Raw genomic sequence first — 22,542 nt, forward strand, 5'->3', positions numbered from 1 at the left:
ACCGAGCCGAGGAGGAGCGACGTGGGCGATCCCGCCATTTCGCCCGAGTCCGCCAGGCTGCCGAGCACCGCGGACGCGGACTCCCCCTTGCGTGTCGTCGTCGGCTGGGACATGGCCGGCTCCGAGGCTGTCGATTTCGCGGCGTGGCTTGGCCGGTCGCTGCCGGTGTGCGTGAAGGTGGTGTCGTCGGCACGCTTGCCCCGCATCCAGGCGCTGACCAGCTCGGCGAAAAACCGCAAGAAGCGGCTCAAAGAGATGGACACGGCGTTTCGCAAACGCGTGACCAAAGAACTCGATGGGCAACTGCCGCGCGGTCAATGGGCGGCCGCGGTCACGGAACTGGTGGACAGCAAGGACACCCTGCAGGCGCTCTACGGCACCGCCTCCGACTTCGGCGCGGACCTTATTGTCATGGGCTCGCGCGCGAAGACGCCGAAGGGCCGCTTCCGCCCCTCCTCCATCGCCGACGAGATGCTGTACTCCTCCCCCGTTCCGCTCGGTCTCGCGCCGCGCGGGGTGAAGCTGTCCAAGAAGGGCTTGACCCGGATCACCTACGCCATCGTGCAAACCGACGACCCGGCGGAGCCGAACTTCTCCGGCCTGGACTACGCCACCGCGCTCGCCTGCACCCTGGAGCTGCCGCTGCGCATCATCGCGTTTTCGCCGACGCGTTACGACGACCACGAGCCGCACTGGTACGAAGAAACCCTCGGCATGCTCGACCACGCCCGCGACCGGGCCTGGGCGTACGCCACCGAGATCTCACCGGAACGCATCGAGCACTTCGACGTGACCAGCTCGATTTCCACCGGCAAGAGCTGGAAGCGCTCGATCGACTCGGTGAAGTGGAAGAAGGGCGACCTGATGTGTTTGGGTTCGCAGCCGGCGCCGCAGTTGCGCAGTGTGTTCGTGGGCACGCGCGAAGGCGAGTTCATCCGCTACGCCACCGTGCCTGTGATCATCTGCCCGGAAGCGGATAAGTAGGTTGGGGCCCATGCGCGACCACCCGGAAAACGACCTGCACTCGGCCAACGACCGGTTTTCCCGCTACCGTCCCGAGCCCGAGACGTTCGACGACCTAGCGGATCAGCCGGACCCGCTCGAGGTGGACCGCCGCAACAGGCGCTCGACCCGCGACGCAATTGTGTGGGCGGCGGGCACCGTCGCCATCACCCTGCTCACAGCCCTTGTGCTGGGCACGGTGGCGCGCCTGCAGGGCGGTCCGCTTTGCGACGACTCCGGCGCGACCTGGCTGTGCACCACCGGCTGGCGCAAGTGGTGGGCGCTTGCCACTTCCCTGCCGCCGGTCGCTGGCCTGCTCAGCTGCGCGGTGATCATGGTGCGCAAACTGAACAACTACGAGCGGTGGATCCCGTGGATGGGCGTGTTTTGGATCCCGCTCGTGCCGTTCACCATGGGCTGGCTGATTCTGACTATCGGGATGTTGGCGACGCTGTAGCCGCCTTGTGTTCCGCGGTGCACGTCGCGCAGTACGGGTTTTTCTCCCGGCACGCCTCGCAACTTAAGTACTGCTGGCGGCATTCAGGTTCGTTGGCGCAGTTGTAGAACTGGTTCGTGGGCTCGCTGCAGTGCACGCAGTGGCCCAGTTGCACGTAGTCCGGGTCGTCGGGCGCGCCGAACTCGGTGTGCATGCGGTCGTCGAACACGTAAAGGGAGCCTTCCCACAGCCCGGAGTTGCCGTAGGCCTCGCCGTAGCGGACGATGCCGCCGTCGATCTGGTAGACCTCCTCGAACCCGCGGTTTTTCATCATGCTGGACAGCACTTCGCAGCGGATGCCGCCTGTGCAGTACGAGATGACTGGCTTGTCTTTCATCCAGTCGTACTTGCCGGAGTCGAGCTCTTTGATGAAGTCGTGGGTGGTCTCCACATCCGGCACCACCGCGTTTTTGAACCGGCCGATTTCCGCCTCGCGGGCGTTTCGGCCATCGAAGAAGACCACGTCCGGATTCGCCTCGACGAACTCGTTGACCTGCTGCGGTGTCAGGTGCGTGCCTCCGCCGACGACACCGTTTTCATCAACTTTGAGCTCGCCCGGCGCGCCGAAAGAGACGATCTCCTCGCGCGCCTTGACGCTCAGTTTCGGGAAGTCTTCCGCCCCGCCTTCGGACCATTTGAACTCGATGCCCTTGAAGTATTCCTTAGTCTTTTTGGCGTAGGTCTTGCAAGCGCGGATGTCGCCGCCGACGGTGCCGTTGATGCCGTCTTTGGAAACGATGATCCTGCCGGTCAGCCCGAGTCCTTCGCACAGGTCGCGCTGCCACAGGCGCACCGCGTCCGGGTCAGCGATGGGTTGGAACTTGTAGTAGAGCAGGATCTTGCTGGTCATGCTTGGCAGTCTACGGCTACCCCATCTTCTGCTTATAAGCGTGGGCGTCGCGCGTGTACACGCGGCGGTGGGTGCCCACCTTGTGCCCTTCGAGTTTGCCTTCGTCGATGAGTTTGACCACGAACGGGCGCGAGACGCCGAGCAGGTTGGCCACCTGCTGGGTGGTCATTTCGTCGTCCGGTTCCGGCGGATGGACCAAGCGGCCCTCCGCGTAGTCTTCCAGCAGGTCACGCACCCAAACAGCGGTCTGTTTGGGCAGGTAGACATGGTCTTCGGACTGCGCGCGGGCAACCGCGAGGTTGCCGTTAAGTTCGGCCAGCGCTGCCTCTACCGGGGACAATTGATGTGGCATACATCTGACCATAAACCACATCCGAAACCAGCGCAATAGTTTCTTCAAAGAAACCTTAACGTTTGTGATACAAACCCTTACGCCAATACTGCGGTTCGGACGTGGCCAGCACGCCCAGGTTGCGGAAGATGCCCTCGTCCACCGAGCCTAAGATCGCCGTGATGTGCGCGTCGCAACCCCGCAGGCTGCGCAGATGGTCGATCGCGAGCGCCGCGTCCGGGTTCGCGGACGCCGACACGGATAGCGCGATGAGCACCTCATCGGTGTGCAGACGCGGGTTGACCGAACCCAAGTGGCGGGTCTTCAGCGTCTGGATCGGCTCGATGGAGTCGGGGGAGAGCAGGTGCACCTCGTCGTCGATGCCGGCCAGCAGCTTCAACGCGTTGAGCAGCACCGCGGCCGACGGCCCGAGCAGGTCCGAGGTCTTGCCGGTGACGATGCGCCCGTCCGGCAGCTCGAGTGCCGCCCCCGGCTTGCCGGTGCGCTCCGCCACCTCGAGCGCTGGGGCGACCACGGCGCGGTCGGTGGAGGAAAGGTCCGCTTTGCGCATGACGTTCATGATGCGATCGGAGATGGCGGAGTCGGCGTCGGCGCGGCGTTCGTCGACAAGCGCCGCGTAGTAGCGGCGAATGATCTCCTGCTCTGCGGCGTGGCGGCAGGCGGCGTCGTCGGAAATGCAGTGGCCCGCCATGTTGACGCCCATGTCGGTCGGGGACTGGTACGGCTCGGCGCCGGTGACCTCGCGCAGCAGCGTCTTCAGCAGCGGGAAGACCTCGATGTCGCGGTTGTACGAGGTGACCTTCTCGCCGTAGGCCTCCAGGTGGTACGGGTCGATGACGTTGACGTCGTCCAGATCCGCAGTCGCCGCCTCATAGGCCAGATTCACCGGGTGGGCGAGCAGCAGATTCCAGATCGGGAATGTCTCAAACTTGGCATAACCTGCGGCAATGCCCCGTTGGTGCTCGTGGTATACCTGGCTGAGGCAGGTGGCCAACTTGCCGGAACCCGGGCCCGGCGCGGTCATCACAATCACGTCGCGGGAGGTTTCCACGTAGTCGTTTTTGCCAAAGCCCTCGGCGCTGACCACCTTCGCGGTGTCGTGCGGGTAGCCCGCGATCATGTAGTGGCGCGAGACCTTCAGCCCCACGCGCTCGAGCCGCTCCAAAAACGCCTCGACGTTCTGGTTATTGCCCTCGAGTTGCGTGCACACCACGTTTTCGACCAGGAAGCCGCGGTCACGGAACACGTCCACCAGGCGCAGCACGTCGTCCTCGTACGTGATGCCCAGGTCGGCGCGCACTTTCTGGCGCACGACGTCGCCCGCGTTGAAGCAGATGACGATCTCCACCTCGTCCTTGATGTGGTCGAGCATGGCGATCTTGTTGTCGGGGGTGAAACCGGGCAGGACGCGGGAGGCGTGGTTGTCGTCGAAAAGCTTGCCGCCCATCTCGAGGTACAACTTGCCGCCCACCTCGGCACGCCGTGCCTGGATGTGCTCGGACTGCATCTGGATGTATTTCTCGCGGTCGAACCCGGTCGTGTACGGCATGCGCGCAATTCTATTGCTTATCGACGGCACCCCGCACCCCGCCTCGCACCCAATAGCTGGATCTAACTCGCGGACGGTCAAGAAACCCCAGGTCGTCTCTTTTCGGGAGGGCCGCTTCCAGCTATCGACTACCGTGGCTGGCATGTTTGCGTCCACGTTCACCGCAGACCAGATCCGCGCCGCCGAAGCCCCGCTGCTTGCGGCGCAAGAGTTCGACGACCAGCTGATGCAGTCCGCGGCCCACGCGGTGGCGGAGATAGCCGCAACCATGCTGGACAACGGACGCGTGCTAGTGCTGGCCGGTCCGGGCGGCAACGGGGGAGATGGCCTCTATGCCGGCGCCGAACTGCTGCTGGCAGGCCACCGGGTGGAAGCCCACCTGCCGGCCGGCAAAGCCCACGAGCGGGCGTTAAAGGCGTTCACCGCCGCCGGCGGAAACGTCCTCGACGAACTGCCCGAAAAAGAGTACGGCCTGGTCATCGACGCAATGACGGGTATCGGCGCGACCGGCGAGCCGCGCGACAGTCTGCGGCCGGCCATCGAGTTCACCAACAGGTCGAGCGCCAAGGTCCTGGCAGTGGACGTACCCACCGGCGTGGAGGCCGACACCGGCACGGCAGCGAAGAGCCACATCAAGGCGGATGTCACGGTCACCTTCGGCGGTTGGCGCCGCGCCCACGTGCTCGCCCCGGCCTGCGGTGTCCAATTGCTCGCCGACATCGGCCTGCCCGGAAAACGCCTGTACGAAACGCTCGGCGACCAGATCCCCGAGTGGGCCGGCGACGGCCCGCCGCTGCTGCTGGCCAACCGCGCGGTGATACCCGAGCGCTTCTGGCCGGAGGACCTGTACCCCCTGCGGCAGGCCCCGGTGCTGGATATCGCGCCGGGCGCAGCCGATGACAAGTACTCCGGCGGGGTGGTCGGCATCCGCGCCGGCAGCGACGGCTACCCGGGCGCAGCGGTGCTCAGCGTCGCCGGCGCCGTCAACGCCACGCCGGCAATGGTGCGCTACGCAGGCCCCCAGGCGGCGGAGGTGGTGCGGGCGCATCCGGAGGTCGTGGTCACGCACACGCTCGAGGACGCCGGCCGGGTGCAGGCGTGGGTGTTCGGCCCGGGCGCGGGCACAGGCGACGACGCCGCACGGGAGTTGCAGTGGGTCCTGGAGCAAGACGTGCCCGTTCTTGTCGACGCCGACGGGCTCACCCTGCTCACCGAACACCCCGACCTGCGTGCCCTGGTCGCGAACCGCGAACAGCCGACCGTGCTCACCCCGCACGACGGTGAGTTCGCCCGGCTGCGCGAGGTCGCCGGGGTGGGGGAGAGCGACCGGATGACAGAGACGATCGCGCTGGCTCAGGCGCTGCAGGCCACGGTGGTGCGCAAGGGACGCGCGACCGTCATCGCGCACGAGGACGACCCGCACTCGGTCTACGCCGTGGACGCCGGCAACTCCTGGGCGGCCACCCCCGGCTCCGGCGACGTACTCTCCGGCGTCATGGGTGCGCACTTGGCGCTGATGCACGCGAGGTCGCTAGGGGAGGAGGCCGCGCTTTCCGGCGCAGTTACGGTGCACGCGATCGCTGCGCAACTAGCGGCCGCCACTGCGTTCGGCGACGCCACCGCTCCGGCGAGCCGCATCGCCGAGCACATCCGTCCAGCTACTGCGGAGGCTTACCATGTTTGATGCTGTTGTGATCGGCGGCGGCCAGTCCGGGCTCGCCGTCTCATACTACCTGCGCAAATACCGCGCAGACTTTGTCGTTTTGGACGCGGCCGAGGCCCCCGGCGGCGCTTGGCCGCACTACTGGGACGCGCTGACGCTGTTTTCCCGCGCGGAGGTTTCCAACCTCCCCGGCTGGCCGATGCCCCCATTCGACGGCTACCCGCCGCGCGACCACGTGATCGACTACTTCACCCGCTACGAGAAGCGCTACGACCTGCCGATCCGCCGTGGCGAGCGCGTGGAGCGTGTGCTTTACGACGACCACCACTTCGACATCCACCCGCAACAGCTCTCCACCCGCAACGTGGTGGTAGCCACTGGCATCTGGTCGGCTCCGTTCGTTCCGCATGTGCGTGGAAGTTTCGCGGGCACGCAGATGCATTCCGCCACGTACACCGCACCGGCCGACTTCGCCGGCCAGCGTGTGGCCGTCGTCGGCGGAGGCAACTCAGCAGCGCAGATCGTCGCTGATTTAGCGCTCGCCGGGGTGGACACCCAGTGGTTTACCCGCCGCGATCCCGCGTTCATGCCGGACGACGTAGACGGCGAGCAGTTGTTCCGGCGCAACCGGGAACGCTTTAACGCCATCGCCAAGGGAAAGCCGGATCCGGGCGGGGCGGACTTCGGCGGCGATATCGTGGTCGTGCCAGACGTGCGACGCGCACGAGATGCCGGATTGCTCAGCGCCCAGCCGATGTTTACGTCACTGGATGATGTTGCCGCGGACGTGATCATCTGGGCCACCGGCTTCCGCCCGGCGCTGGGTCCGATTCGCGGCCTCGAACGTGAGACCCCGGGACTATATGTCCTCGGCTTCGACGGGTTGAACGGCCCGGGCGCCGGGACGATCGGGGGAGTGAGCCCGTTTGCGCGGGAGATCGCGCGCGAAATTGCGAAAAGGTAAGCCTCTTTAAGCGAATCACAGGCATGTAATTTCCCCCTTTACGGGCGCAAATAGGCAAATTACCCCCTCGTACTACCTATTCTTTGTCTTTTATTTAGCTGAGAAGCATAAATTAAGCTGGGCGTAACCTGCAGGTATAGTCTTTTAGTACGGAAACGGCCGGTTATGAGACTCACGTCACCGCAGCACGGAGTGCAATATTTTTGAACGACTGCGCTACGCTGAACCATGTGTTGAACAATCGGAGAATTACCGCGCTTGCCCTTACGGCCGCTACTGCTGCGGCCGCCCTCAGCGTGCCCTCCGCAGGTGCGACGACCGTCGGCGAACCTAAAGACGGCGTGTGCACGTTCACGATGAACGCTGCGGAGAAGGACTTTGTCTCTTCCCTGCCGCGAACGTTGAGCCCCGGCCCAGTCCAGGACGTGCAGCACTGGCTTGATGCATTTGAGACCGCCTTCCCGCAGACCCAGCCGATCAGCCAGGAGTTCCTGGATCTGTTCCAGGGCAGCTACGTCGAGGTCTTCAACAACGACCTGGAAAACAACATCGACCGTTGGACCCAGCGCTACGTCGCCGCGGGCATCGACGAGCCGGCCGCCCGCTGGTACTTCGTGCAACTGTGGAACTCGAAGGCGTTGTCCGACCACACTGGCATGGACATGACCGCCTTTTGGGCAGACGTGGATAAGGCGATGACCAGCGGCGAGATCGCTGGCCTGACCGGCCAGGAGCCTTACCAAAAGTTCGAGCTGACGACGAACAAGAAGGTCACTGACGCGCAGTCCGCGATGTCGAAGGCGCAGAAGGACAAGTGGGTTGCCGCCTACAAGGCGTCCCAGGGGGTCATCGACGCCGACCGCGTGGCCAAGTTCCGCGACGGATTCATCGATGCGCGTGACACCTGCGCAAACGGTGGTGGCGCTGTCCTGCTGCCGACGGACGGTGCGAACCCGGACGCAGACAAGGTCGCAACCATCACCCCGACATCCACGGCCCCGACCCAGAACGGCGGCCCGAAGAATACGCACAAGGAAGTCAGCATCTCGGTCTCCACGACCGTGAACAAGGCTGACTCGGCGTCGAAGAACACGCAGGCTCAGTCTGGCTCCAGCACCGGTGCGGTCATCGGCATTGTGGTTGCGCTGCTGGTCATCCTCGGTGGCGGCGCAGCTGCCGCATTTGCGATGGGCGGGTAGCAGCCGTATTTTGGCCGGGTGCTGAACACCCGTACTGCTCACAACCAGTTTCCTGTCGTGCCGTTGGCGGCGATGAGTTTTGCCGCCTTTGTGTACGTCACCTTCGAGATGTTCGCCGTCGGGCTCATCTCGCCGATGGCGCGCGACCTCGGTGTGTCCGAAGGTCAGATCGGCCTGCTTATGAGCGTCTATGCGGGCTTGGTCGCGGTGGTGACTATCCCGCTGATCCACGTCACCAGAAACGTCAACAGGCGCCCGTTGCTCATTGCGACGCTGGTGTTCCTGCTCGCCGGCATCGTTCTGCAGGCCACCGCGGCGAACTACTGGATGCTCGTCGCCGGGCGCGTGACCGCGGCCTTCACCCACGGCGTGTTCTGGTCGTTGGTCAACCCGATGGCGTCGCGCCTCGCCCCGCCGGGCCAGACCGGGAAAGCGGTCGCCGCGGTGTCGATCGGTTCTACGCTGTCACTGGTACTCGGCTCGCCGCTGACCACCGCTCTCGGCGCGGCGATCGGGTGGCGCGCGTCCACGTGGGTGCTTGGCGTAGCGACGATCGCATCCCTGGCCATGCTGTTTACCTCCCTGCCGTCCATGCCCGCCACCCGAACGGCAAGCGCCGCGAAGGCCAAGAACACGAAGTCGGCGATCCCATCGCTGGTGGTGTACGTCCTGCTCGCTGTCACCTCGATTTTCGCCACCTTCACGTACCTCGCCCTGCTGGTGGAGGCCACGGCAGGCCACCGCTTCGTGCCCTACGGCGTCTCTCTGTACGGCTTCGCGGGTCTTGTGGGCATCACGTTTGTCGGCCGCCGCGTGGACCGGCGCATGATCCGTCTCAACGCGGTCGCGGCGGCCACGCTGGTCGTCTCCGCCATTGCGGGTTTGGCGGCGTTGAGTTCCGGCGCAGGCGTCGGCATGTTTGTCGTCATCGCGATTTTCGGCATGGCCGCGGGTGCGTTGCCCACGGTGGCGACCACGATCTTCCTGCACGCCGGCCAGCGCAACCAGGACCTAGCGAGTTCGGTCTACGTGGTCACGTTCCAGGTCGGCATCGCCTCCGGTTCGGCCCTCGGCGCGGCCGCGGTGGATGCTGGCTACCTCTCCGGCACGCTTGCGTTGACCGGTGTGCTCGGCGCGCTGGCGTTTGCGGTGCTGGCACTTTGGTCGCGCACCCTTCTGCGGTAGCGGCGCGGCTCCACAAACTGCCCCGCCGGGACCAGATCGACGTAGCCGGCGAGGAACTCCGCTGTCGCACCGGCGACGTAGGTGCGCTGGCCCCACTCGGGCACGCGGAAGATCCCGTGGGGCACGCGCACCAGGTCGCGCCCGCGCAGCATGCTCGAGCCCATCTCCTGCACCGATGTGACGATGTAGGTGCCGTCGACCTCGTACGCCACTACATTGGTGTCCACGGCGCGTAGCTTGTCGACGAACCCGCGTCCCGCCAGGAGGTAGCCGTCGCCGGTGCAAATGTCGTCGTCAAGCACATGCGGAAGGCTTGTTACCTGCGGGCCGCACGATGAAAGCCCCGCGCGGCGCGCGATCTCTCGGGACAGCAGCCCGGGGTCGAGCGGGGCGGGGCCGGCGGCGATGTAGAACATGCCGGCAAGTTTAAGCGTAGGCGGGGGCGGAAACTCCCATCTCGAAGACCTCGTCGCTGCTTTCGATCAGCGAGCGGTCGTGGGTGACAAACCCGCAAGCGATGTCGCGCTCGGTGGCGAGGTCGCGCAGGAGCGCCACGATCTCCTGGGAGCGGTCGGCGTCGAGGGAGGCGGTGGGTTCGTCGGCAAGCAACAGCTCCGGCTCACCCATGAGTGCGCGCGCGATGCCGACGCGCTGGCGCTGGCCGCCGGACATCTCGCCGATGCGGCGGTCACCCAGGCCCTCGAGGCCGACGGTGGCGAGGAGCTCCTCGGCGCGGTCGCGGCGCGGCTTCACACCTCGAATGTGGTCGGTGACCAGCAATTGGTCGCGCACATTCAGCGCGGCGATGAGGTTGGCCTGCTGGAAGATCATGCCGATCTTGTCGCGGCGCACCTCGTTGTCCACCTCCACGCCGTTGAGCTTCGCGGTGCCGGAAACGGGTTTGATCAGACCCGCTGCCACGGACAGCAGGGTGGACTTGCCGGAGCCGGACTCGCCGATGATGAAGGTCATCTCGCCCGGTTTGGCGGTGAACTCGAGGTGGTCGAGCACCGTGCGCATTTCTTGGCCGTCTTTGAAGGAGACGGTGACGTCGTTGAGTTCGAGCATTATGCGACACCTCCGAGAGCCGCCTGGGGGTTAACTTTCACGATGGAGCGGGTAGCGATCAAAGCGCCGACCATGCCGAGCGCCCAGATGGCGACCGGGGGAGCGATGGCGGTCGCCGCGGTCAGGGCGAACGGCGCGCCGCCCTGCATCCACAGGCCGAGGCCGAAGGCGATCACGCCGCCGATGAGCGCGCCCGCCGCGAGCAGCACCGCAGACTGGCCGAGCGCATCTTTGAGCAGGTATGTGTTCGATGCGCCGATGGCCTTGAGGATGGCCAGGTCGCGGGTGCGCTGCATCGTCCACACAGTGAGGAAGGCAATGATCACCAGCGCGGCGATGGCGTAGAGGAAGCCCTGGATAAGCTTCAGCGAGCCCTGCTCCGAGGAGTAGGCCGGCAGGCCGGCAAACGAGTCCTTGAGGGAGACGCCACCGTCCACCTTGTCGTCGGCAAGCAGCACTGTGCCGTCGGCGTCGGTGTGCATGACTTCCTTCCAGAAATCGGTGGGCACCCACAGGACAGGGGAGTGGGAGAACGCGAGGTCCTCGCCGATCGCACCGACGGTGATCGGGTTGCCGCCGACGGTGACCTCGTCGCCCGCCTGAATCTCAAGGCCCGGCGCTGCGACGGCCTCGGTGCCCAGGGTCTCACCGCCGGGCAGCTCGGTGCCTTCCGGCAGGGAGAGGACGGACACGGCGGCGTCGGTGCCGTCCGCCTTGGTCAACAGCATCTGGCTGGTGCCCAGCGGGGTCATGCCGTCGCGGGCGTCGATACGCGAGGTGGTGAACGACGGATCGCCCGGATCCTGGAACACCACAGATTCCGGGTCGAGCGCCTCGAGCGCGGCGGTGTTTTGCTTACCCAAGCCGGCGGTCAGGCCCGTCAGCACGACAACCAGCAGCGTAATCAACGCCACGGTGCCTGCGATCAGCCCGAAACGCCCCTTGGCTGACGTAATTTCTCTCAGTCCTACGAACATGGTTCCAATCATGACGTTGACCTGGGGTGTTCCACATCGGGCGGGCGGTTGAAATCCCGGTCAACCGATCGGTTGATCTACGCTTTGAGCCATGCTGTCCACCTCTCGGATCCTCGCCTTTTTACGCGTGAGCCTGCACGTGCTTGTCGCGGTGTTGCTCACTGTCGGCGTCGCGGGGCAGTTGCGTGACGACGACCCCGTAACCGGCCTCGTCCTCACCGCCTGCTTCGCCGCCGTCTACCTGGTGGGCACCGTGTGGCACAACGAGGGCAAGCCGCACCCGCAGTGGGCGGAGGTGGCCTGGCTGGGCGTGGTCTGTGTGCTGTGGGTGTGCCTTGTGGTGGTCTCCTCCGACTTCATGTGGCTCGAGTTCCCGCTGGTCATGTTGGCTTGTGTGGTGTTGCCGGGGTGGTGGGAGCTCGTCGCCACGGTCGCGCTGTTGAGCGTGACGCTCTCGGCGGCGGATCCGGCGTCGGGCGCGGTGGCGATCATCGGGCCGACTATCGGCACGGTGCTGGCCGTGTTCATCGTGCACGCGTACCGGGCTCTGCGCGCGGAGGCCGACCACTACAAGCAGATGGCCGAGGACTTAGGCGCCGCGCAGCGTGAGGCGGCGAAGGCGGAGCATGCCGCAGGTGTTGCCGACGAGCGCGCACGCCTGGCTCGTGAGGTGCACGACACCATGGCGCAGGGGTTGAGCTCGATCGTGCTGCTCGGCCGCGCGATGGACAAACAGCTCGCGGCAGGCGACCCGGCGCGCGAGACCTTGGACGTTATCCGCACCACCGCCTCCGACAATCTGGACGAGGCGCGCCGCTTCGTCGCCGAGAACTCCGCGAACACGGCCGAGAACGAGGCCGCAGCCTCGACAAGCCCGACGCGCCGCCCGCTGCCGGAGCGTCTGGAACGCCTCGCCACGGCGGCGGAAGACCGCCAGCGCGCGCTCGGCGACGTGCTTAAGGTCCGTATCGACGCCGTGGACCTGCCGGAACCGGCCGCGTCGGTGGTGGAGCGCATCGTGCGCGAGGGGCTGAGCAACATCGTTCGCCACGCAGGCGCGTCGAAGGCGGTGATCACAGTAGATAGGGTGGGTGCCACTGGAACCGTCGACGTCTTCGACAACGGTCGCGGCATCACCGGCAAGGAGGGCTACGGCATCAAGGGCCTGCGCGCCCGCGTCGAGGAGATCGGCGGCGAACTTTCGGTGGAGGGCAATGTCCTCGCCGCAACCCTGCCTGTGGAGGACCAATGACCCTGCGCGTAATGCTTATCGACGACCACCCCGTCGTCCGCGCCGGCCTTCGCGCCGTGCTGAACTCCTTTGACGACATGGAGGTCGTCGCCGAGGCCGCCGACGGCAACGCTGAAGTGCCGGACGGGGTAGATGTGGTGGTCTCAGACATCCAGATGCCCGGCGCGTCCGGCATCGACCTCACCCGCCGCCTGGTCGCCGCGGGCGGCCCGCCGGTGCTGATTCTGACCACCTACGACACCCAGGCCGACGTCGTCGAAGCGGTGGAGGCGGGCGCGATGGGCTACCTGCTCAAGGACGCCCCGGAGGACGAGTTGCACGACGCGGTGGTGCAGGCGTCGAAACGCACCCGCGTGCTTTCACCGCAGGTGGCCAACGTGCTGGCGGACCGCCTGGTCAACCCGGATTCCGCCCTGTCCGTCCGCGAGATCGAGTTGCTGCGCGCGCTACAGACGGGCGCATCGAATAGGGAGATCTCCGAACAATTGTTCATTTCGCAGGCGACTGTGAAAACCCACCTGATCCACATCTATTCGAAACTCGGGGTGGATAACCGGACGGCCGCCGTGGAACAGGCTAGGCAGCGCCGCATCATCTAACCTTGGGCGCATGCCTTTCATCGAAGTGAGTTCCGGCCCGTGGCGCGGGGTCGAGTTCCTCCGCGGCCTCGCCGCCCCCGACGACGCTCCCGCAGGTTGCACCCCTTTGACTTGGCGCCATAACGGCACCGCGCGACTCGGCGGTTTCATCGCCCGCGCGCAGGCGCAGGTGCTTATCGACGGCACCTTTGCCCCCGAAGGCACCCAACGCGCCAAGCCCGACGCGTTCAGCTTGCGAAGCGTCACCACCGCGTGCGCCGGCGAGGCGTTCGTGTTCATCGGGGAGATGTTCGGCCGCACCGGCTCCATCGAAACGAACGAGCCGTGTGTGGCCGCACAGCTGACCATCGCCCCGGAAACCGAGTTGGCGATCACGCTCAACCCGGACTTCGAGTACGCCTTCGTCGCCGCCGACGGCGACCTGGCCGTCAACCGCACCCGGGTGCCGGGCTCTTCCGTGGGGCTTGTCGACACCGGCCACCGCACCATCGGGCTGGAAAACCGCTCCGACGCAATCGCGCACGTCCTCATTCTCGGCGGCGCGCCGACGGGGAGAGATTAGCCACAACGGCCGCAAACGCACTGCGGGCTGATCCGTTCCACGCAATAATCGCAGCGTGCTATATATTCTGATTGCGATTTTGGCCGTCGTCGCCGTCGGCTATTTCATTGCCAAGAAAGTCCACGCAGCCTCGTCCATCTTTGCCGTCGGCGTGCTGCTGCTCATGATCGCGGCCGCCACCGGGCGCATCGACCACTCGACCGCCGACATTGAATCCACCGGCAACGCGTTCTACGACGAACTGCTCATTATCGAGTCGTTGTTCAAATCGCGCTTCTCCGGCACAGGCATGGCCATCATGGTGCTGTTCGGTTTCGTCGGCTACATGCGCCACATAGGCGCGGACGCGAAAACCGTCGTCGCGCTATCGAGCCCGCTGCGCCGGTTCGACGGCTCGTATTGGCTCGTCCCCATCGGTTTTTTGGTGGCGACGTTGCTGTCGTTTGTGGTGCCGTCGGCAAGCGCGCTGGCGCTGCTGCTCGTCGCAACGCTTATGCCCGCACTCATCGCTTCCGGACTGACCCCGCTGACCGTCGGTGCGATCGTCGCCACCGCCTCCACCATCGCCCCCTCTCCGCTGGAGGCCGGGCTGATTCAGGCGGCTGACCTGACCGGAATGTCCGTCACCGAGTTCACCTTTGGCAACGTGGCCAAGGCGACCATCCCAGCGCTGTTCGTCATCGCGTTCACACACATGTGGTGGCAGCACCGCTGCGACAAAAAGGATCTAGCCAAGGCCGGAACAGGAGCTGGCGAGGCCGACTTGGAAGCCGCGAAGCACGACGAGTCCGACCGCCGCATCCGCGAGGCCGTCGAGCGTGCGGAAGGCCTGCCCGGCTTCTACGCCGTCCTGCCGCTGCTGCCGCTGCTGTTCATCATCGTCTCCGCAGTGCTGAACCGCCTGGACATCATCAGTTTTGAGGCCGGCATCTTGCCTGTGACTGTGGTCTCGCTGATGATCACCATGCTCATCGAGGCGGTGCGGCTGCGCGACGTCGACCATGCGGCCGACTCCCTGCAGGAATTTTTCAAGGGCCTCGGCGAAGGCGCCGCCGGCGTGGTCTCGCTCATCGTGGCCGCTGCCATCCTGGTGGAGGGCATTACCCAGATGGGCGTCATCGACGGCCTGACCGACCTCGCCCAGGCGTCGTCTGGCGCAGCGGTGCTCATGGTGCTCGTGTTCGTGCTCGCGACCTCAGCCATGGCGCTGCTCACCGGCTCCGGTGTCGCGCCTTACTTCGCGTTCTCGGAGATGGTGCCCGGTATCGCTGCCGACTCGGCCGTCTCCGCCCCGCAGATGCTCACCTCCATCTGGGCTGCGTCGAACACCATGCGCCAGGCTTCCCCGGTCAACGCGGCGGTGCTCATCGTCGCGGGCGCGCTCAACGTCAACCCGATCGACGTGGTGCGACGTACCGTTGTGCCGCTGACGGCTGGCGCGGCGACGTCGGTGATCCTCGCGTTCCTGTTCATCGTCTAACCTTCGCGCGCCGACAAAGGGCCGTATTGTTGCCGGTATGACCGTCTCTGTGCTGATCACCGTCGAGGGCACCTCCCCGGAAATTTCCCGCTGCATCAACGTCGAGGAGCACATGACGCTTGGCGATCTCGCCCAGGTGATCGACGCATCCCTCGGGTTTTCGGGCGCGTCGTCGCATTTGTTCGTCGGTACGCACGGCACCCGCCGCCAGGTGTACGCGGAAACCCCCGGCGCGGGCGAGGACCACGAGGACACCATCACCGTCGGCGAGATGGAACCGATGACCTACATCTACGACGCGGCGGCCGACTGGTCCATCCACGTCGAGGTCTTAGGCCCCTCCCACATCGAGGGCCCGACGCCGATGCTTGTCGACGTCGCCGGCCCCGACGTCATCGAATCCTGCAATGGCCCCGCGCTGATGACCGAGTTCCGCAACCAGGCCCGCCTGCTTGCCGCCGGCATCGAACCGGAGCTGGAGACGGTCACGCTGATGTTTAGCTTCCTGCCGGTGATGCCACCGGAGCGCATGCTCGACCGGCTCACCATTGCGGACCCGGTCACGGTGGCGTCGCGCATCGCCAACGTCGCGGAGGAGCAGTTTTTCGACGAGGTCGCCGGCGTCGAGTCCGACGGCATGGGCCTTGCGGACCACTTCGACGACTTCATCAACTCACGCCCTGAATTGCGCGAGATCATCGACCTCGACCCGCATCCTGAGCGCAACCCGAACATGATCTCGGCGGTGACGGATTTCTTCAACGACATGCTCGGCGGCGACGACGCCCCGGGCTTCGCCGACGAGCTCACCCTAACCGAGCTTGTGACCCGCCTGGTGTCCCTGTTCGCCGACGGCGTCACCTTGGAGGGCGGTGTCGTCCTTCCGGAAGAACTCGACGTCCAGATCCAGGTCCTGACTCAGATGCAGCACGCGTGGATCATCGCCGACCTCATCGTGGACTCCGGCCTGACGAAGAAGCGCAACGGCACCATCACACTGACCAAGGCCGGCGAGAAGTTCCTGGCCAGCGAGAACCCGCTTCGCGAGTTCGACACGAACTTCCGGCGCATGTTCGAAGCACTCATCGGCCACGACGAGTGGCACACCACCGTCCGGTGGTTCATCGGCGATCCGCCGTCTGCTCCCCACCCGAACATGGACGAGTTCATCCCCTGGCTGTACACCTTCCGCATCGTCGAGGAGTTCGAGCCGGGCCACTCTCGACTTTCCGACGAAGGCCGCCAGATGATGCACCAGCACCTAGCGTTCTACAACCGGATGTAGAGCCCCTACGCCACCACGACCAGGTAGAACGCCACGCAGCCAACACCGACGATCATTGCGGTGAGCAGGAAGACAGCGGCGGTGTTGGGGGCGCTGCGCTCGTCGGCAAGCGCAGATGCTTCGCGCTGGTAGGAGCGACGGTTAAGCACCTCGATGACAAGCCCGCCGAGGGCGAGCGCGCACACCACCAGCACCATCAGCGTGGGGTAAGCACCGGCCCAGCGCAGCAGCGTCGCAGCGGCGACGAGCATGGCCAGGCCGGTGCGCGTCCAGCTCATGGCGGTGCGCTCGGGCTGGAGGCCGGGATCGGTAACGACGATCAGAACAGACTCACCCCAACCACCACCGCGGCGACGAACACGCCGACGCACAGCACGGGGATGATGGCGGGGGCGGGGATGGGTTCGTCGTGACGCAACGCGCGCTCGATACGCACCCACCGCACCGCCGCGCCTGCCGAGATCGCCATGGAGATCACGATGATGGCGGCGGCGACAAATGTGCGCACTTGGTCGTCGATACCCGGCAACTCGAACGCTTCGAGCGCGATGCCGCCGGCGAGAAACGCCAGCGCAGTGCGGGTCCACGCGAGGAACGTGCGCTCGTTGGCAAGTGTGAAGCGCGGGTCCGGCTCCCCGCCATCGGGGAAGACCCGCCTGGTGAACCAACCGCGCTCGCTCATGCACCCAACCCTAGCGCCGCCCACACAATGAGGATGACCAGCCCGGCCGCGGCGAACGTCCACAGGACGCTATTGCGTTGCGACGACCCCCTCGCCCACAACGCACCCAACCACGCACCCGCGGTGTTGCAGATGACGTCGTCGGTATCGCTGTAGCCGAGCGACCAAATGTACTGCGCGGTCTCGATGCCCAGACTGCACACCAAACCGGCCACGACCGCCCGCGCCACCGAACCACGGTAGGCGATGAACCCCACCGGCACGAACAGCGCAATGTTGCCGAACAAGTTCAGCCACGGGCCCCACCACACCCGGGCGTAGGCGAACGTCTCCAACGGATTGAGCCGGATCTGGCTCAACTGGTGCGACTCCGCCGTCCACAACCCCGGGATGGACACGAACGCTTTGCCCACCGTGAACGCGAGCACGACCGCGCAGGTCACCGCGACGGCGGCGAGCACAGCTGGGACGCTTCTTGTCGTTTTCACCCGCCCTACCGTAGACGGGCATTACGCTAACCACCATGAACAACAGCTTGCTTGTTACTGACAATGGTCCGGAGATCGTCGAGACGCGCGAGGAGTTCGCGGGGGAAGGCGACACGCTGATTAACGTGTCGCACTCGTCGCTGAACTACAAGGATGCGATGGCGCTATCCGGCAACCGTGGCATCCTGCGCGAGATCCCGATGGTGCCGGGTATCGACGCGGTGGGCACCCTCGAGGACGGCACGCTGGTCACCGTCAACGGCCGCGGGCTGGGGGAGCGCCGCAACGGCGGCTACACCCCGCAGGTGCGTATCGACGACACCCACATCACCCGCGTGCCCTCCCGCTTCACCGCAGAAGACGCGGCGGCGATCGGCACTGCTGGCTACACCGCCGCGCTGTCGGTTGCCGCGTTCGAGCGCGCCTCCTACGAGGTCGACGGACCCGTCTTGGTCACCGGCGCGACCGGCGGCGTGGGTTCCATTGCGGTGTCGCTGCTCGCGGAGCGCGGTTTCGAGGTGTGGGCGCTGACCGGGCGTGTCGACGAGCACGGCGACTGGCTGCGCGAACTCGGCGCCTCCGACGTCCTGGACCGCGCCGAGTTCACCGGCGAGGGCAAGCCGCTGCAGAAGGCGCGCCTCGGCGGCGTGGTGGACACCGTCGGCTCCGAGGTGCTCGCCAACGCGATCGCCCAGCTGTGCTGGGGCGGCGCCGCCACCGCGTGCGGCATGGCCGCCGGCACCGACCTGCCGGCCTCTGTCCTGCCGTTCATCCTCCGCGGCACGCAGCTCATCGGCGTGAACTCCGTGGACACCCCGAACAACCTGCGCGACGAGGCGTGGGCGCTTCTCGACGAGTCCCTAAACACCAACGCCATCCGCACCGAAGAGGTCGGTTTGGATGGCGTTGCGGAGGCCGGCCGGAAGGTGTTGGACGGCCGGGGTGTGGGACGGGTCGTCGTTAAGTTGTAGGCACCGGACCAGCAGAAACCTGGCGGTATGCGTAGGCGAGGGCCAGAAGTGTTACCGGGATGGTGATTACGAGGCCGGCGCCGAACGGGATCGTCGCCACCAGATTGATCAGGCCGACCAGCACCGCCAGGCCGAGCAGGCGTAGGTAGTTGCGGGCGCCCTCCTTGAAGCCCGCGCCGAACGCCTGGCCAAAGGTGCCGTTGTTGTCCGCCGCGTACCACATCTGGAGCATGACAAACGGCGAGATCAGAAGCGCCACTAGTGCTGCGATACCCATCGCGGCGAACACGGGGCCAAAGAGCTCGAAGAACAGGGCTGGGTCGTCCATCAGCACCTGCGGATCCTCGGGCAGAGCGTTAACGTCGATCTGGGTCATCGCGCCCGCCGCCAACATGCTGAACAGCACAAAGAAGATGACGAAGAAGATCAGCATCACCAGCGCCATCATGCCGAGGGTCTTGCCGAACGCCGGCGACTTCACATCGCCGTAACCCAAGTCGCGCACCAGGGTCTGCTGCAGCGCAGCGCCGAAGAGCCACGGCACGAACAGCAGCAGGCCGATGATCTGGATCAACGGTCCCACGAGCGGCACGAACTGGCCGGCGAACGTGAGCAGCAGGTAGGCCGCGCCGAGCGGCAACCACAACTTGGCGTTGCCGAACGCGGCCTTAAAGCCCCAGGCGATCGCCCCGAGGATGTCGAGCTTGCCGGTGCCCTTCACGTGCGACCAGCCGTTGTTGGCCGGGTCGTTGATCGGATGCGGTGAGGTTCCATCGCCGGGGACGTTGTCGGTCAACTGCTCGCCGTGGAAGCGCAGGGCAGTGTTGCCTGCCATCTGCGCTGCGGTGTTGACCTCGAAAGCGTCGTAGCCGGGGTAGGCATCCTGGCTCTCGTAGTAGCCGTCGTTTTCCGGGTGGCTGCCGCGCGGGTGCTCCGGGTACGGCTCGTAGCCACCGTTAGTCGGTGTGGACATAATTTCCTTCGGGTTTTGGATATTTGCCCAAGCGAGCCTAACAGCCCGGCCGCCGGCGGCCCCGGCGCGGCGGTCTACTTCACCACCAGGTTGACCATGCGGCCCGGGATGGCAATGACTTTGACGACGGTCTTGCCGTCGATGAGGCCGGCCACGCGGTCGTCGGCAAGCGCGGCGGCTTCGAGGTCGTCCTTGGAGGCGTCGGTGGCGACGTCGATGCGCGCCTTGACCTTGCCGTTGATTTGGACAGGCACCTCGACGGTGTCGTCGGTAAGCCACTGCTCCTCGAACTCGGGGAACGGCTCGAAGGTGATCGTCTCCGTGTTGCCGAGCAGCGCCCAGAGTTCCTCGGCGATGTGCGGCGCGAGCGGGGAGACCATCTGCACCAGCGGCTCGACGGCGGCGCGCGGGGCACCCGACGGGTACGTCTTGGTCAGGTAGTTGACGTACTCGATCAGCTTTGCGGCGACGGTGTTGTCGCGCAGGTGGACGTAGTCGTCGCGCACGCCGGCGACGGTGCGGTGCAGCGCCTTGAGGTCGTCTTCCGTCAATGAGGCGTCCACCACGGAAACCTCACCGGAGGCCTCGTCGACCACCAGGCGCCACAGGCGCTGCAGGAAGCGGTGCGCGCCGACGACGTCCTTCGTCGCCCACGGGCGCGAGGTGTCGAGCGGCCCCATGGACATCTCGTACACACGCAGGGTGTCCGCACCGAAATCACGCACCACATCATCCGGGGCGACGGCGTTCTTCAGCGACTTGCCCATCTTGCCGTACTCGCGGTTGACCTCTTCACCGTTGTAGAAGAACTTGCCGTCCTTCTCCTCCACCTCGGCGGCCGGGACGTACACGCCACGGGAGTCCGTGAAGGCGTACGCCTGGATGTAGCCCTGGTTGTACAGGCGGCGGTAGGGCTCCTTCGAGGTGACAAAGCCCAGGTCGTAGAGCACCTTGTGCCAGAAACGCGCGTACAGCAGGTGCAGCACCGCGTGCTCGACGCCGCCGACGTAGAGGTCCACGCCGCCCGGGTCGTTCGCGCCGTGCTCGTCGGGGCGCGGGCCGGTCCAGTAGCGCTCGTTGTCGATGTCCACGAAGGCGTCGGCATTAGTCGGGTCGATGTAGCGCAGCTGGTACCAGGAAGAACCCGCCCACTGCGGCATGACGTTCGTGTCGCGCCAGTATTTCTGCTTTCCGTGGCCCAAATCCAGTTCGACCTCGACCCAGTCGGTGGCCTTCGCCAGCGGCGGTGCGGGCTCGGAGTCGGCGTCCTCCGGGTCGAAGGCGACGGGGTTGTAGTCCTCTACCTGCGGCAACTCGACCGGCAGCATGTCCTCCGGCAGGCCGTGCGCCTGGCCATTCTCGTCGTAGACGATCGGGAACGGCTCGCCCCAGTAGCGCTGGCGGGCGAACAGCCAGTCGCGCAGCTTGTACTGGATTTTCTCGTGGCCCGCTCCTTCGTCGCGGAGCCACGCGATGGCTTTATCGATGGCTTCTTGCTTGCCCAGGCCGTTGAGGTCCAGACCGTCGTCGTTGGCGGAGTTGATGTGGGTGGCGTCGCCGGTGAAGGCTTCCTCGGAGACGTCGCCGTCGAGCACCGGGGTGATCGGCAGGCCGAAGACGCTCGCGAACTCGTAGTCGCGCTCGTCGTGGGCCGGCACCGCCATGATCGCGCCGGTGCCGTAGCCGGTGAGCACGTAGTCCGCGATGAAGATCGGAACCTGCTCGCCGTTGACCGGGTTCACGGCGTAGGAGCCGAGGAACACGCCGGTCTTTTCCTTGTTCTCCTGGCGCTCCACGTCGGACTTCGCGGCGATGGCGCGCAGGTAGGCGTCCACGGCCTCGCGCGGGGTGTTCTCGCCGTTGGTCCAACGCGTGTCCACGTCGGCGGGGTAGGCGTCGGCCACGAGGTCGTCGACAAGCTCATGCTCGGGTGCGAGCACCACGTAGGACGCGCCGAACAGGGTGTCCGGGCGGGTGGTGAAGACGGTGATGTCGCCGGCGGGGGAGGCGAAATGCACGTCCGCGCCGCGGGATCGGCCGATCCAGTTGCGCTGCATGCTCTTGACCTTCTCCGGCCAATCCAAAAGGTCAAGGTCGTCGAGCAGGCGGTCCGAGTAGTCGGTGATGCGCATCATCCACTGGCGCAGGCGCTTGCGGAACACCGGGTAGTTGCCGCGCTCGGAGCGGCCTTCCGCGGTGACCTCCTCGTTGGCCAGCACGGTGCCGAGCCCTGGGCACCAGTTGACCATGGAGTCGGAGAGGTAGACGAGGCGGAACTCGTCGATAGCTTTGTGCTTCTCCTCGGTGGTCAGGTCGCGGAAGTTGCGGCCGTCCTTCGTCTGGCGGGCGCCGGAGAGCAGGTCCTTGACCAGGTCCTCGATCGGGCGGGCCTTCTGCAGGTCCTCGTCGAACCACGCGTTATAGATCTGCAGGAAGATCCACTGCGTCCACTTGTAAAACTCCGGATCCGTCGTAGCGACGGCACGGCGACGGTCATGCCCCAGACCCAGCTGGTCGAGCTGACGGGTCATGTTCTTAATGTTCGCCTCAGTCGTCGTGCGCGGGTGCGTGCCCGTCTGGATCGCGTACTGCTCCGCCGGCAGGCCGAACGCGTCGTAACCCAGGGTGTGCAGGACGTTCTTGCCCAGCATGCGGTTGTAGCGCGCGTAGACGTCCGTGGCGATGTAGCCCAGCGGGTGGCCCACGTGCAGACCCGCGCCCGACGGGTACGGGAACATGTCCTGGACGTTGAGCTTGTCCTTCGGCAGCTCGGCCTTGCCCTCGGGTGCCAGCGGGCCAACCGGGTTGGGCGCGTTAAACGTGCCGTGCTCGCGCCAGTGCGCTTGCCACTTCTGCTCGATGGTGTTGGCCAGTTCGGCCGTATAGCGGTGCGGGGTCGCCTCAGTCATGGTTAGACAGTGTAGTTAAGGCGCATTGCTTCTCGA

23 protein-coding genes are annotated in these 22,542 nt (G+C 65.8%); 12 read left to right on the forward strand and 11 right to left on the reverse strand.

Translation table 11 applies throughout. From position 1 onward, the window contains the following. Positions 1–21: 21 nt before the first annotated feature. Together IAU68_RS11035 and IAU68_RS11040 are read left to right on the forward strand one after the other, a co-directional pair. The gene (locus IAU68_RS11035; RefSeq protein ID WP_231699035.1) at positions 22–984 is read left to right on the forward strand and encodes a universal stress protein; all 963 of its coding nucleotides are present in this window, start codon (positions 22–24) and stop codon (positions 982–984) included. A gap of 10 nt (positions 985–994) precedes the next feature. Next, positions 995–1,459 (forward strand): hypothetical protein, encoded by a 465-nt coding sequence (locus IAU68_RS11040; protein WP_171194585.1) that lies wholly within the window; start codon positions 995–997, stop codon positions 1,457–1,459. On the opposite strand, the gene trhO is transcribed toward IAU68_RS11040, so the two are convergent. Genes trhO through IAU68_RS11055 form a run of 3 tightly spaced genes read right to left on the reverse strand, consistent with a single transcriptional unit; the run spans position 1,434 to position 4,249 of the window. Further along, positions 1,434–2,348, reverse strand: coding sequence for an oxygen-dependent tRNA uridine(34) hydroxylase TrhO (gene trhO, locus IAU68_RS11045; RefSeq protein WP_171194586.1), 915 nt, complete (start codon positions 2,346–2,348; stop codon positions 1,434–1,436). The two genes, IAU68_RS11040 and trhO, sit on opposite strands and share 26 nt — an antisense overlap. Before the next feature lie 16 nt (positions 2,349–2,364). Then, positions 2,365–2,700 carry a helix-turn-helix domain-containing protein gene (locus IAU68_RS11050; RefSeq protein ID WP_171194587.1) on the reverse strand — a complete coding sequence of 112 codons (336 nt, stop codon included), beginning with the start codon at positions 2,698–2,700 and terminating at the stop codon, positions 2,365–2,367. A 55-nt stretch (positions 2,701–2,755) separates the two neighbouring features. Continuing rightward, entirely contained in the window at positions 2,756–4,249 is a 1,494-nt protein-coding gene (locus IAU68_RS11055) for a DUF1846 domain-containing protein (RefSeq protein WP_171194588.1), read from the reverse strand. Here IAU68_RS11055 and IAU68_RS11060 point away from each other — a divergent pair. The 4 genes from IAU68_RS11060 (at position 4,248) to IAU68_RS11075 (ending at position 9,260) form a co-directional block, all read left to right on the forward strand. Beyond that, positions 4,248–5,933, forward strand: coding sequence for an NAD(P)H-hydrate epimerase (locus IAU68_RS11060; RefSeq protein WP_328700699.1), 1,686 nt, complete (start codon positions 4,248–4,250; stop codon positions 5,931–5,933). The genes IAU68_RS11055 and IAU68_RS11060 overlap by 2 nt on opposite strands. Further along, the gene (locus IAU68_RS11065) at positions 5,926–6,876 is read left to right on the forward strand and encodes an NAD(P)-binding domain-containing protein (RefSeq protein ID WP_171194589.1); all 951 of its coding nucleotides are present in this window, start codon (positions 5,926–5,928) and stop codon (positions 6,874–6,876) included. The genes IAU68_RS11060 and IAU68_RS11065 overlap by 8 nt, the downstream gene beginning before the upstream one ends. Positions 6,877–7,106: 230 nt before the next feature. After that, positions 7,107–8,075, forward strand: a complete 969-nt coding sequence (locus IAU68_RS11070; RefSeq protein ID WP_171194590.1) for a hypothetical protein — start codon at positions 7,107–7,109, stop codon at positions 8,073–8,075. Between the two features lie 21 nt (positions 8,076–8,096). Continuing rightward, on the forward strand, positions 8,097–9,260 hold the full coding sequence (locus IAU68_RS11075) for an MFS transporter (RefSeq protein ID WP_231699154.1): 1,164 nt from the start codon (positions 8,097–8,099) through the stop codon (positions 9,258–9,260). Here IAU68_RS11075 and IAU68_RS11080 read toward each other — a convergent pair. Genes IAU68_RS11080 through IAU68_RS11090 form a run of 3 tightly spaced genes read right to left on the reverse strand, consistent with a single transcriptional unit; the run spans position 9,170 to position 11,305 of the window. Further along, positions 9,170–9,676 carry a hypothetical protein gene (locus IAU68_RS11080; protein WP_171194592.1) on the reverse strand — a complete coding sequence of 169 codons (507 nt, stop codon included), beginning with the start codon at positions 9,674–9,676 and terminating at the stop codon, positions 9,170–9,172. The genes IAU68_RS11075 and IAU68_RS11080 overlap by 91 nt on opposite strands. A gap of 10 nt (positions 9,677–9,686) precedes the next feature. Next, the gene (locus IAU68_RS11085; RefSeq protein WP_171194593.1) at positions 9,687–10,328 is read right to left on the reverse strand and encodes an ABC transporter ATP-binding protein; all 642 of its coding nucleotides are present in this window, start codon (positions 10,326–10,328) and stop codon (positions 9,687–9,689) included. Then, positions 10,328–11,305 (reverse strand): ABC transporter permease, encoded by a 978-nt coding sequence (locus IAU68_RS11090; RefSeq protein WP_171194594.1) that lies wholly within the window; start codon positions 11,303–11,305, stop codon positions 10,328–10,330. The genes IAU68_RS11085 and IAU68_RS11090 overlap by 1 nt, the downstream gene beginning before the upstream one ends. Before the next feature lie 91 nt (positions 11,306–11,396). Between IAU68_RS11090 and IAU68_RS11095 the strand changes: the two genes are divergently transcribed. Genes IAU68_RS11095 through IAU68_RS11115 form a run of 5 tightly spaced genes read left to right on the forward strand, consistent with a single transcriptional unit; the run spans position 11,397 to position 16,483 of the window. Then, positions 11,397–12,557 carry a sensor histidine kinase gene (locus tag IAU68_RS11095; RefSeq protein ID WP_171194595.1) on the forward strand — a complete coding sequence of 387 codons (1,161 nt, stop codon included), beginning with the start codon at positions 11,397–11,399 and terminating at the stop codon, positions 12,555–12,557. Beyond that, on the forward strand, positions 12,554–13,156 hold the full coding sequence (locus tag IAU68_RS11100; protein WP_171194596.1) for a response regulator: 603 nt from the start codon (positions 12,554–12,556) through the stop codon (positions 13,154–13,156). The genes IAU68_RS11095 and IAU68_RS11100 overlap by 4 nt, the downstream gene beginning before the upstream one ends. A 10-nt stretch (positions 13,157–13,166) precedes the next feature. Further along, positions 13,167–13,718, forward strand: coding sequence for a pirin-like C-terminal cupin domain-containing protein (locus IAU68_RS11105; protein ID WP_171194597.1), 552 nt, complete (start codon positions 13,167–13,169; stop codon positions 13,716–13,718). A 55-nt stretch (positions 13,719–13,773) separates the two neighbouring features. After that, a complete protein-coding gene (dcuC, locus tag IAU68_RS11110; protein ID WP_171194598.1) occupies positions 13,774–15,198 on the forward strand; it encodes a C4-dicarboxylate transporter DcuC in 1,425 nt (474 codons plus the stop codon). Between the two features lie 37 nt (positions 15,199–15,235). Beyond that, positions 15,236–16,483 (forward strand): IS1096 element passenger TnpR family protein, encoded by a 1,248-nt coding sequence (locus IAU68_RS11115; protein WP_171194599.1) that lies wholly within the window; start codon positions 15,236–15,238, stop codon positions 16,481–16,483. 5 nt (positions 16,484–16,488) lie between these two features. Here the strand turns inward: IAU68_RS11115 and IAU68_RS11120 are convergent, their stop codons facing one another. Genes IAU68_RS11120 through IAU68_RS11130 form a run of 3 tightly spaced genes read right to left on the reverse strand, consistent with a single transcriptional unit; the run spans position 16,489 to position 17,653 of the window. After that, a complete protein-coding gene (locus IAU68_RS11120; RefSeq protein WP_269434857.1) occupies positions 16,489–16,854 on the reverse strand; it encodes a DUF202 domain-containing protein in 366 nt (121 codons plus the stop codon). Further along, entirely contained in the window at positions 16,803–17,165 is a 363-nt protein-coding gene (locus IAU68_RS11125; protein ID WP_171194601.1) for a YidH family protein, read from the reverse strand. The genes IAU68_RS11120 and IAU68_RS11125 overlap by 52 nt, the downstream gene beginning before the upstream one ends. Continuing rightward, on the reverse strand, positions 17,162–17,653 hold the full coding sequence (locus IAU68_RS11130; protein WP_171194602.1) for a VanZ family protein: 492 nt from the start codon (positions 17,651–17,653) through the stop codon (positions 17,162–17,164). Before IAU68_RS11130 ends, IAU68_RS11125 begins: the two co-directional genes overlap by 4 nt. A 35-nt stretch (positions 17,654–17,688) precedes the next feature. Between IAU68_RS11130 and IAU68_RS11135 the strand changes: the two genes are divergently transcribed. Further along, positions 17,689–18,624: an acrylyl-CoA reductase family protein gene (locus tag IAU68_RS11135; protein WP_171194603.1), complete on the forward strand. Its 936-nt coding sequence runs from the start codon at positions 17,689–17,691 to the stop codon at positions 18,622–18,624. On the opposite strand, the gene IAU68_RS11140 is transcribed toward IAU68_RS11135, so the two are convergent. Together IAU68_RS11140 and leuS are read right to left on the reverse strand one after the other, a co-directional pair. Further along, positions 18,614–19,597, reverse strand: coding sequence for a hypothetical protein (locus tag IAU68_RS11140; protein WP_171194604.1), 984 nt, complete (start codon positions 19,595–19,597; stop codon positions 18,614–18,616). The two genes, IAU68_RS11135 and IAU68_RS11140, sit on opposite strands and share 11 nt — an antisense overlap. A 74-nt stretch (positions 19,598–19,671) precedes the next feature. Then, the gene (leuS, locus tag IAU68_RS11145) at positions 19,672–22,506 is read right to left on the reverse strand and encodes a leucine--tRNA ligase (protein WP_171194605.1); all 2,835 of its coding nucleotides are present in this window, start codon (positions 22,504–22,506) and stop codon (positions 19,672–19,674) included. Positions 22,507–22,542: the final 36 nt, after the last annotated feature.

Origin of the sequence: Corynebacterium lujinxingii, assembly GCF_014490555.1 — a bacterium.
Taxonomy (GTDB): Bacteria; Actinomycetota; Actinomycetes; order Mycobacteriales; family Mycobacteriaceae; genus Corynebacterium; species Corynebacterium lujinxingii.

Coding starts and splice junctions, on each gene's coding strand:
- IAU68_RS11135 (WP_171194603.1), top strand. CDS start 17,689: ATGAACAACAGCTTGCTTGTTACTGACAATGGTCCGGAGATCGTCGAG.
- IAU68_RS11095 (WP_171194595.1), top strand. CDS start 11,397: ATGCTGTCCACCTCTCGGATCCTCGCCTTTTTACGCGTGAGCCTGCAC.
- IAU68_RS11065 (WP_171194589.1), top strand. CDS start 5,926: ATGTTTGATGCTGTTGTGATCGGCGGCGGCCAGTCCGGGCTCGCCGTC.
- IAU68_RS11050 (WP_171194587.1), bottom strand. CDS start 2,700: ATGCCACATCAATTGTCCCCGGTAGAGGCAGCGCTGGCCGAACTTAAC.
- IAU68_RS11105 (WP_171194597.1), top strand. CDS start 13,167: ATGCCTTTCATCGAAGTGAGTTCCGGCCCGTGGCGCGGGGTCGAGTTC.
- IAU68_RS11090 (WP_171194594.1), bottom strand. CDS start 11,305: ATGTTCGTAGGACTGAGAGAAATTACGTCAGCCAAGGGGCGTTTCGGG.
- trhO (WP_171194586.1), bottom strand. CDS start 2,348: ATGACCAGCAAGATCCTGCTCTACTACAAGTTCCAACCCATCGCTGAC.
- IAU68_RS11055 (WP_171194588.1), bottom strand. CDS start 4,249: ATGCCGTACACGACCGGGTTCGACCGCGAGAAATACATCCAGATGCAG.
- IAU68_RS11040 (WP_171194585.1), top strand. CDS start 995: ATGCGCGACCACCCGGAAAACGACCTGCACTCGGCCAACGACCGGTTT.
- IAU68_RS11085 (WP_171194593.1), bottom strand. CDS start 10,328: ATGCTCGAACTCAACGACGTCACCGTCTCCTTCAAAGACGGCCAAGAA.
- IAU68_RS11060 (WP_328700699.1), top strand. CDS start 4,248: ATGCGCGCAATTCTATTGCTTATCGACGGCACCCCGCACCCCGCCTCG.
- IAU68_RS11080 (WP_171194592.1), bottom strand. CDS start 9,676: ATGTTCTACATCGCCGCCGGCCCCGCCCCGCTCGACCCCGGGCTGCTG.
- leuS (WP_171194605.1), bottom strand. CDS start 22,506: ATGACTGAGGCGACCCCGCACCGCTATACGGCCGAACTGGCCAACACC.
- IAU68_RS11125 (WP_171194601.1), bottom strand. CDS start 17,165: ATGAGCGAGCGCGGTTGGTTCACCAGGCGGGTCTTCCCCGATGGCGGG.
- IAU68_RS11115 (WP_171194599.1), top strand. CDS start 15,236: ATGACCGTCTCTGTGCTGATCACCGTCGAGGGCACCTCCCCGGAAATT.
- IAU68_RS11100 (WP_171194596.1), top strand. CDS start 12,554: ATGACCCTGCGCGTAATGCTTATCGACGACCACCCCGTCGTCCGCGCC.
- IAU68_RS11140 (WP_171194604.1), bottom strand. CDS start 19,597: ATGTCCACACCGACTAACGGTGGCTACGAGCCGTACCCGGAGCACCCG.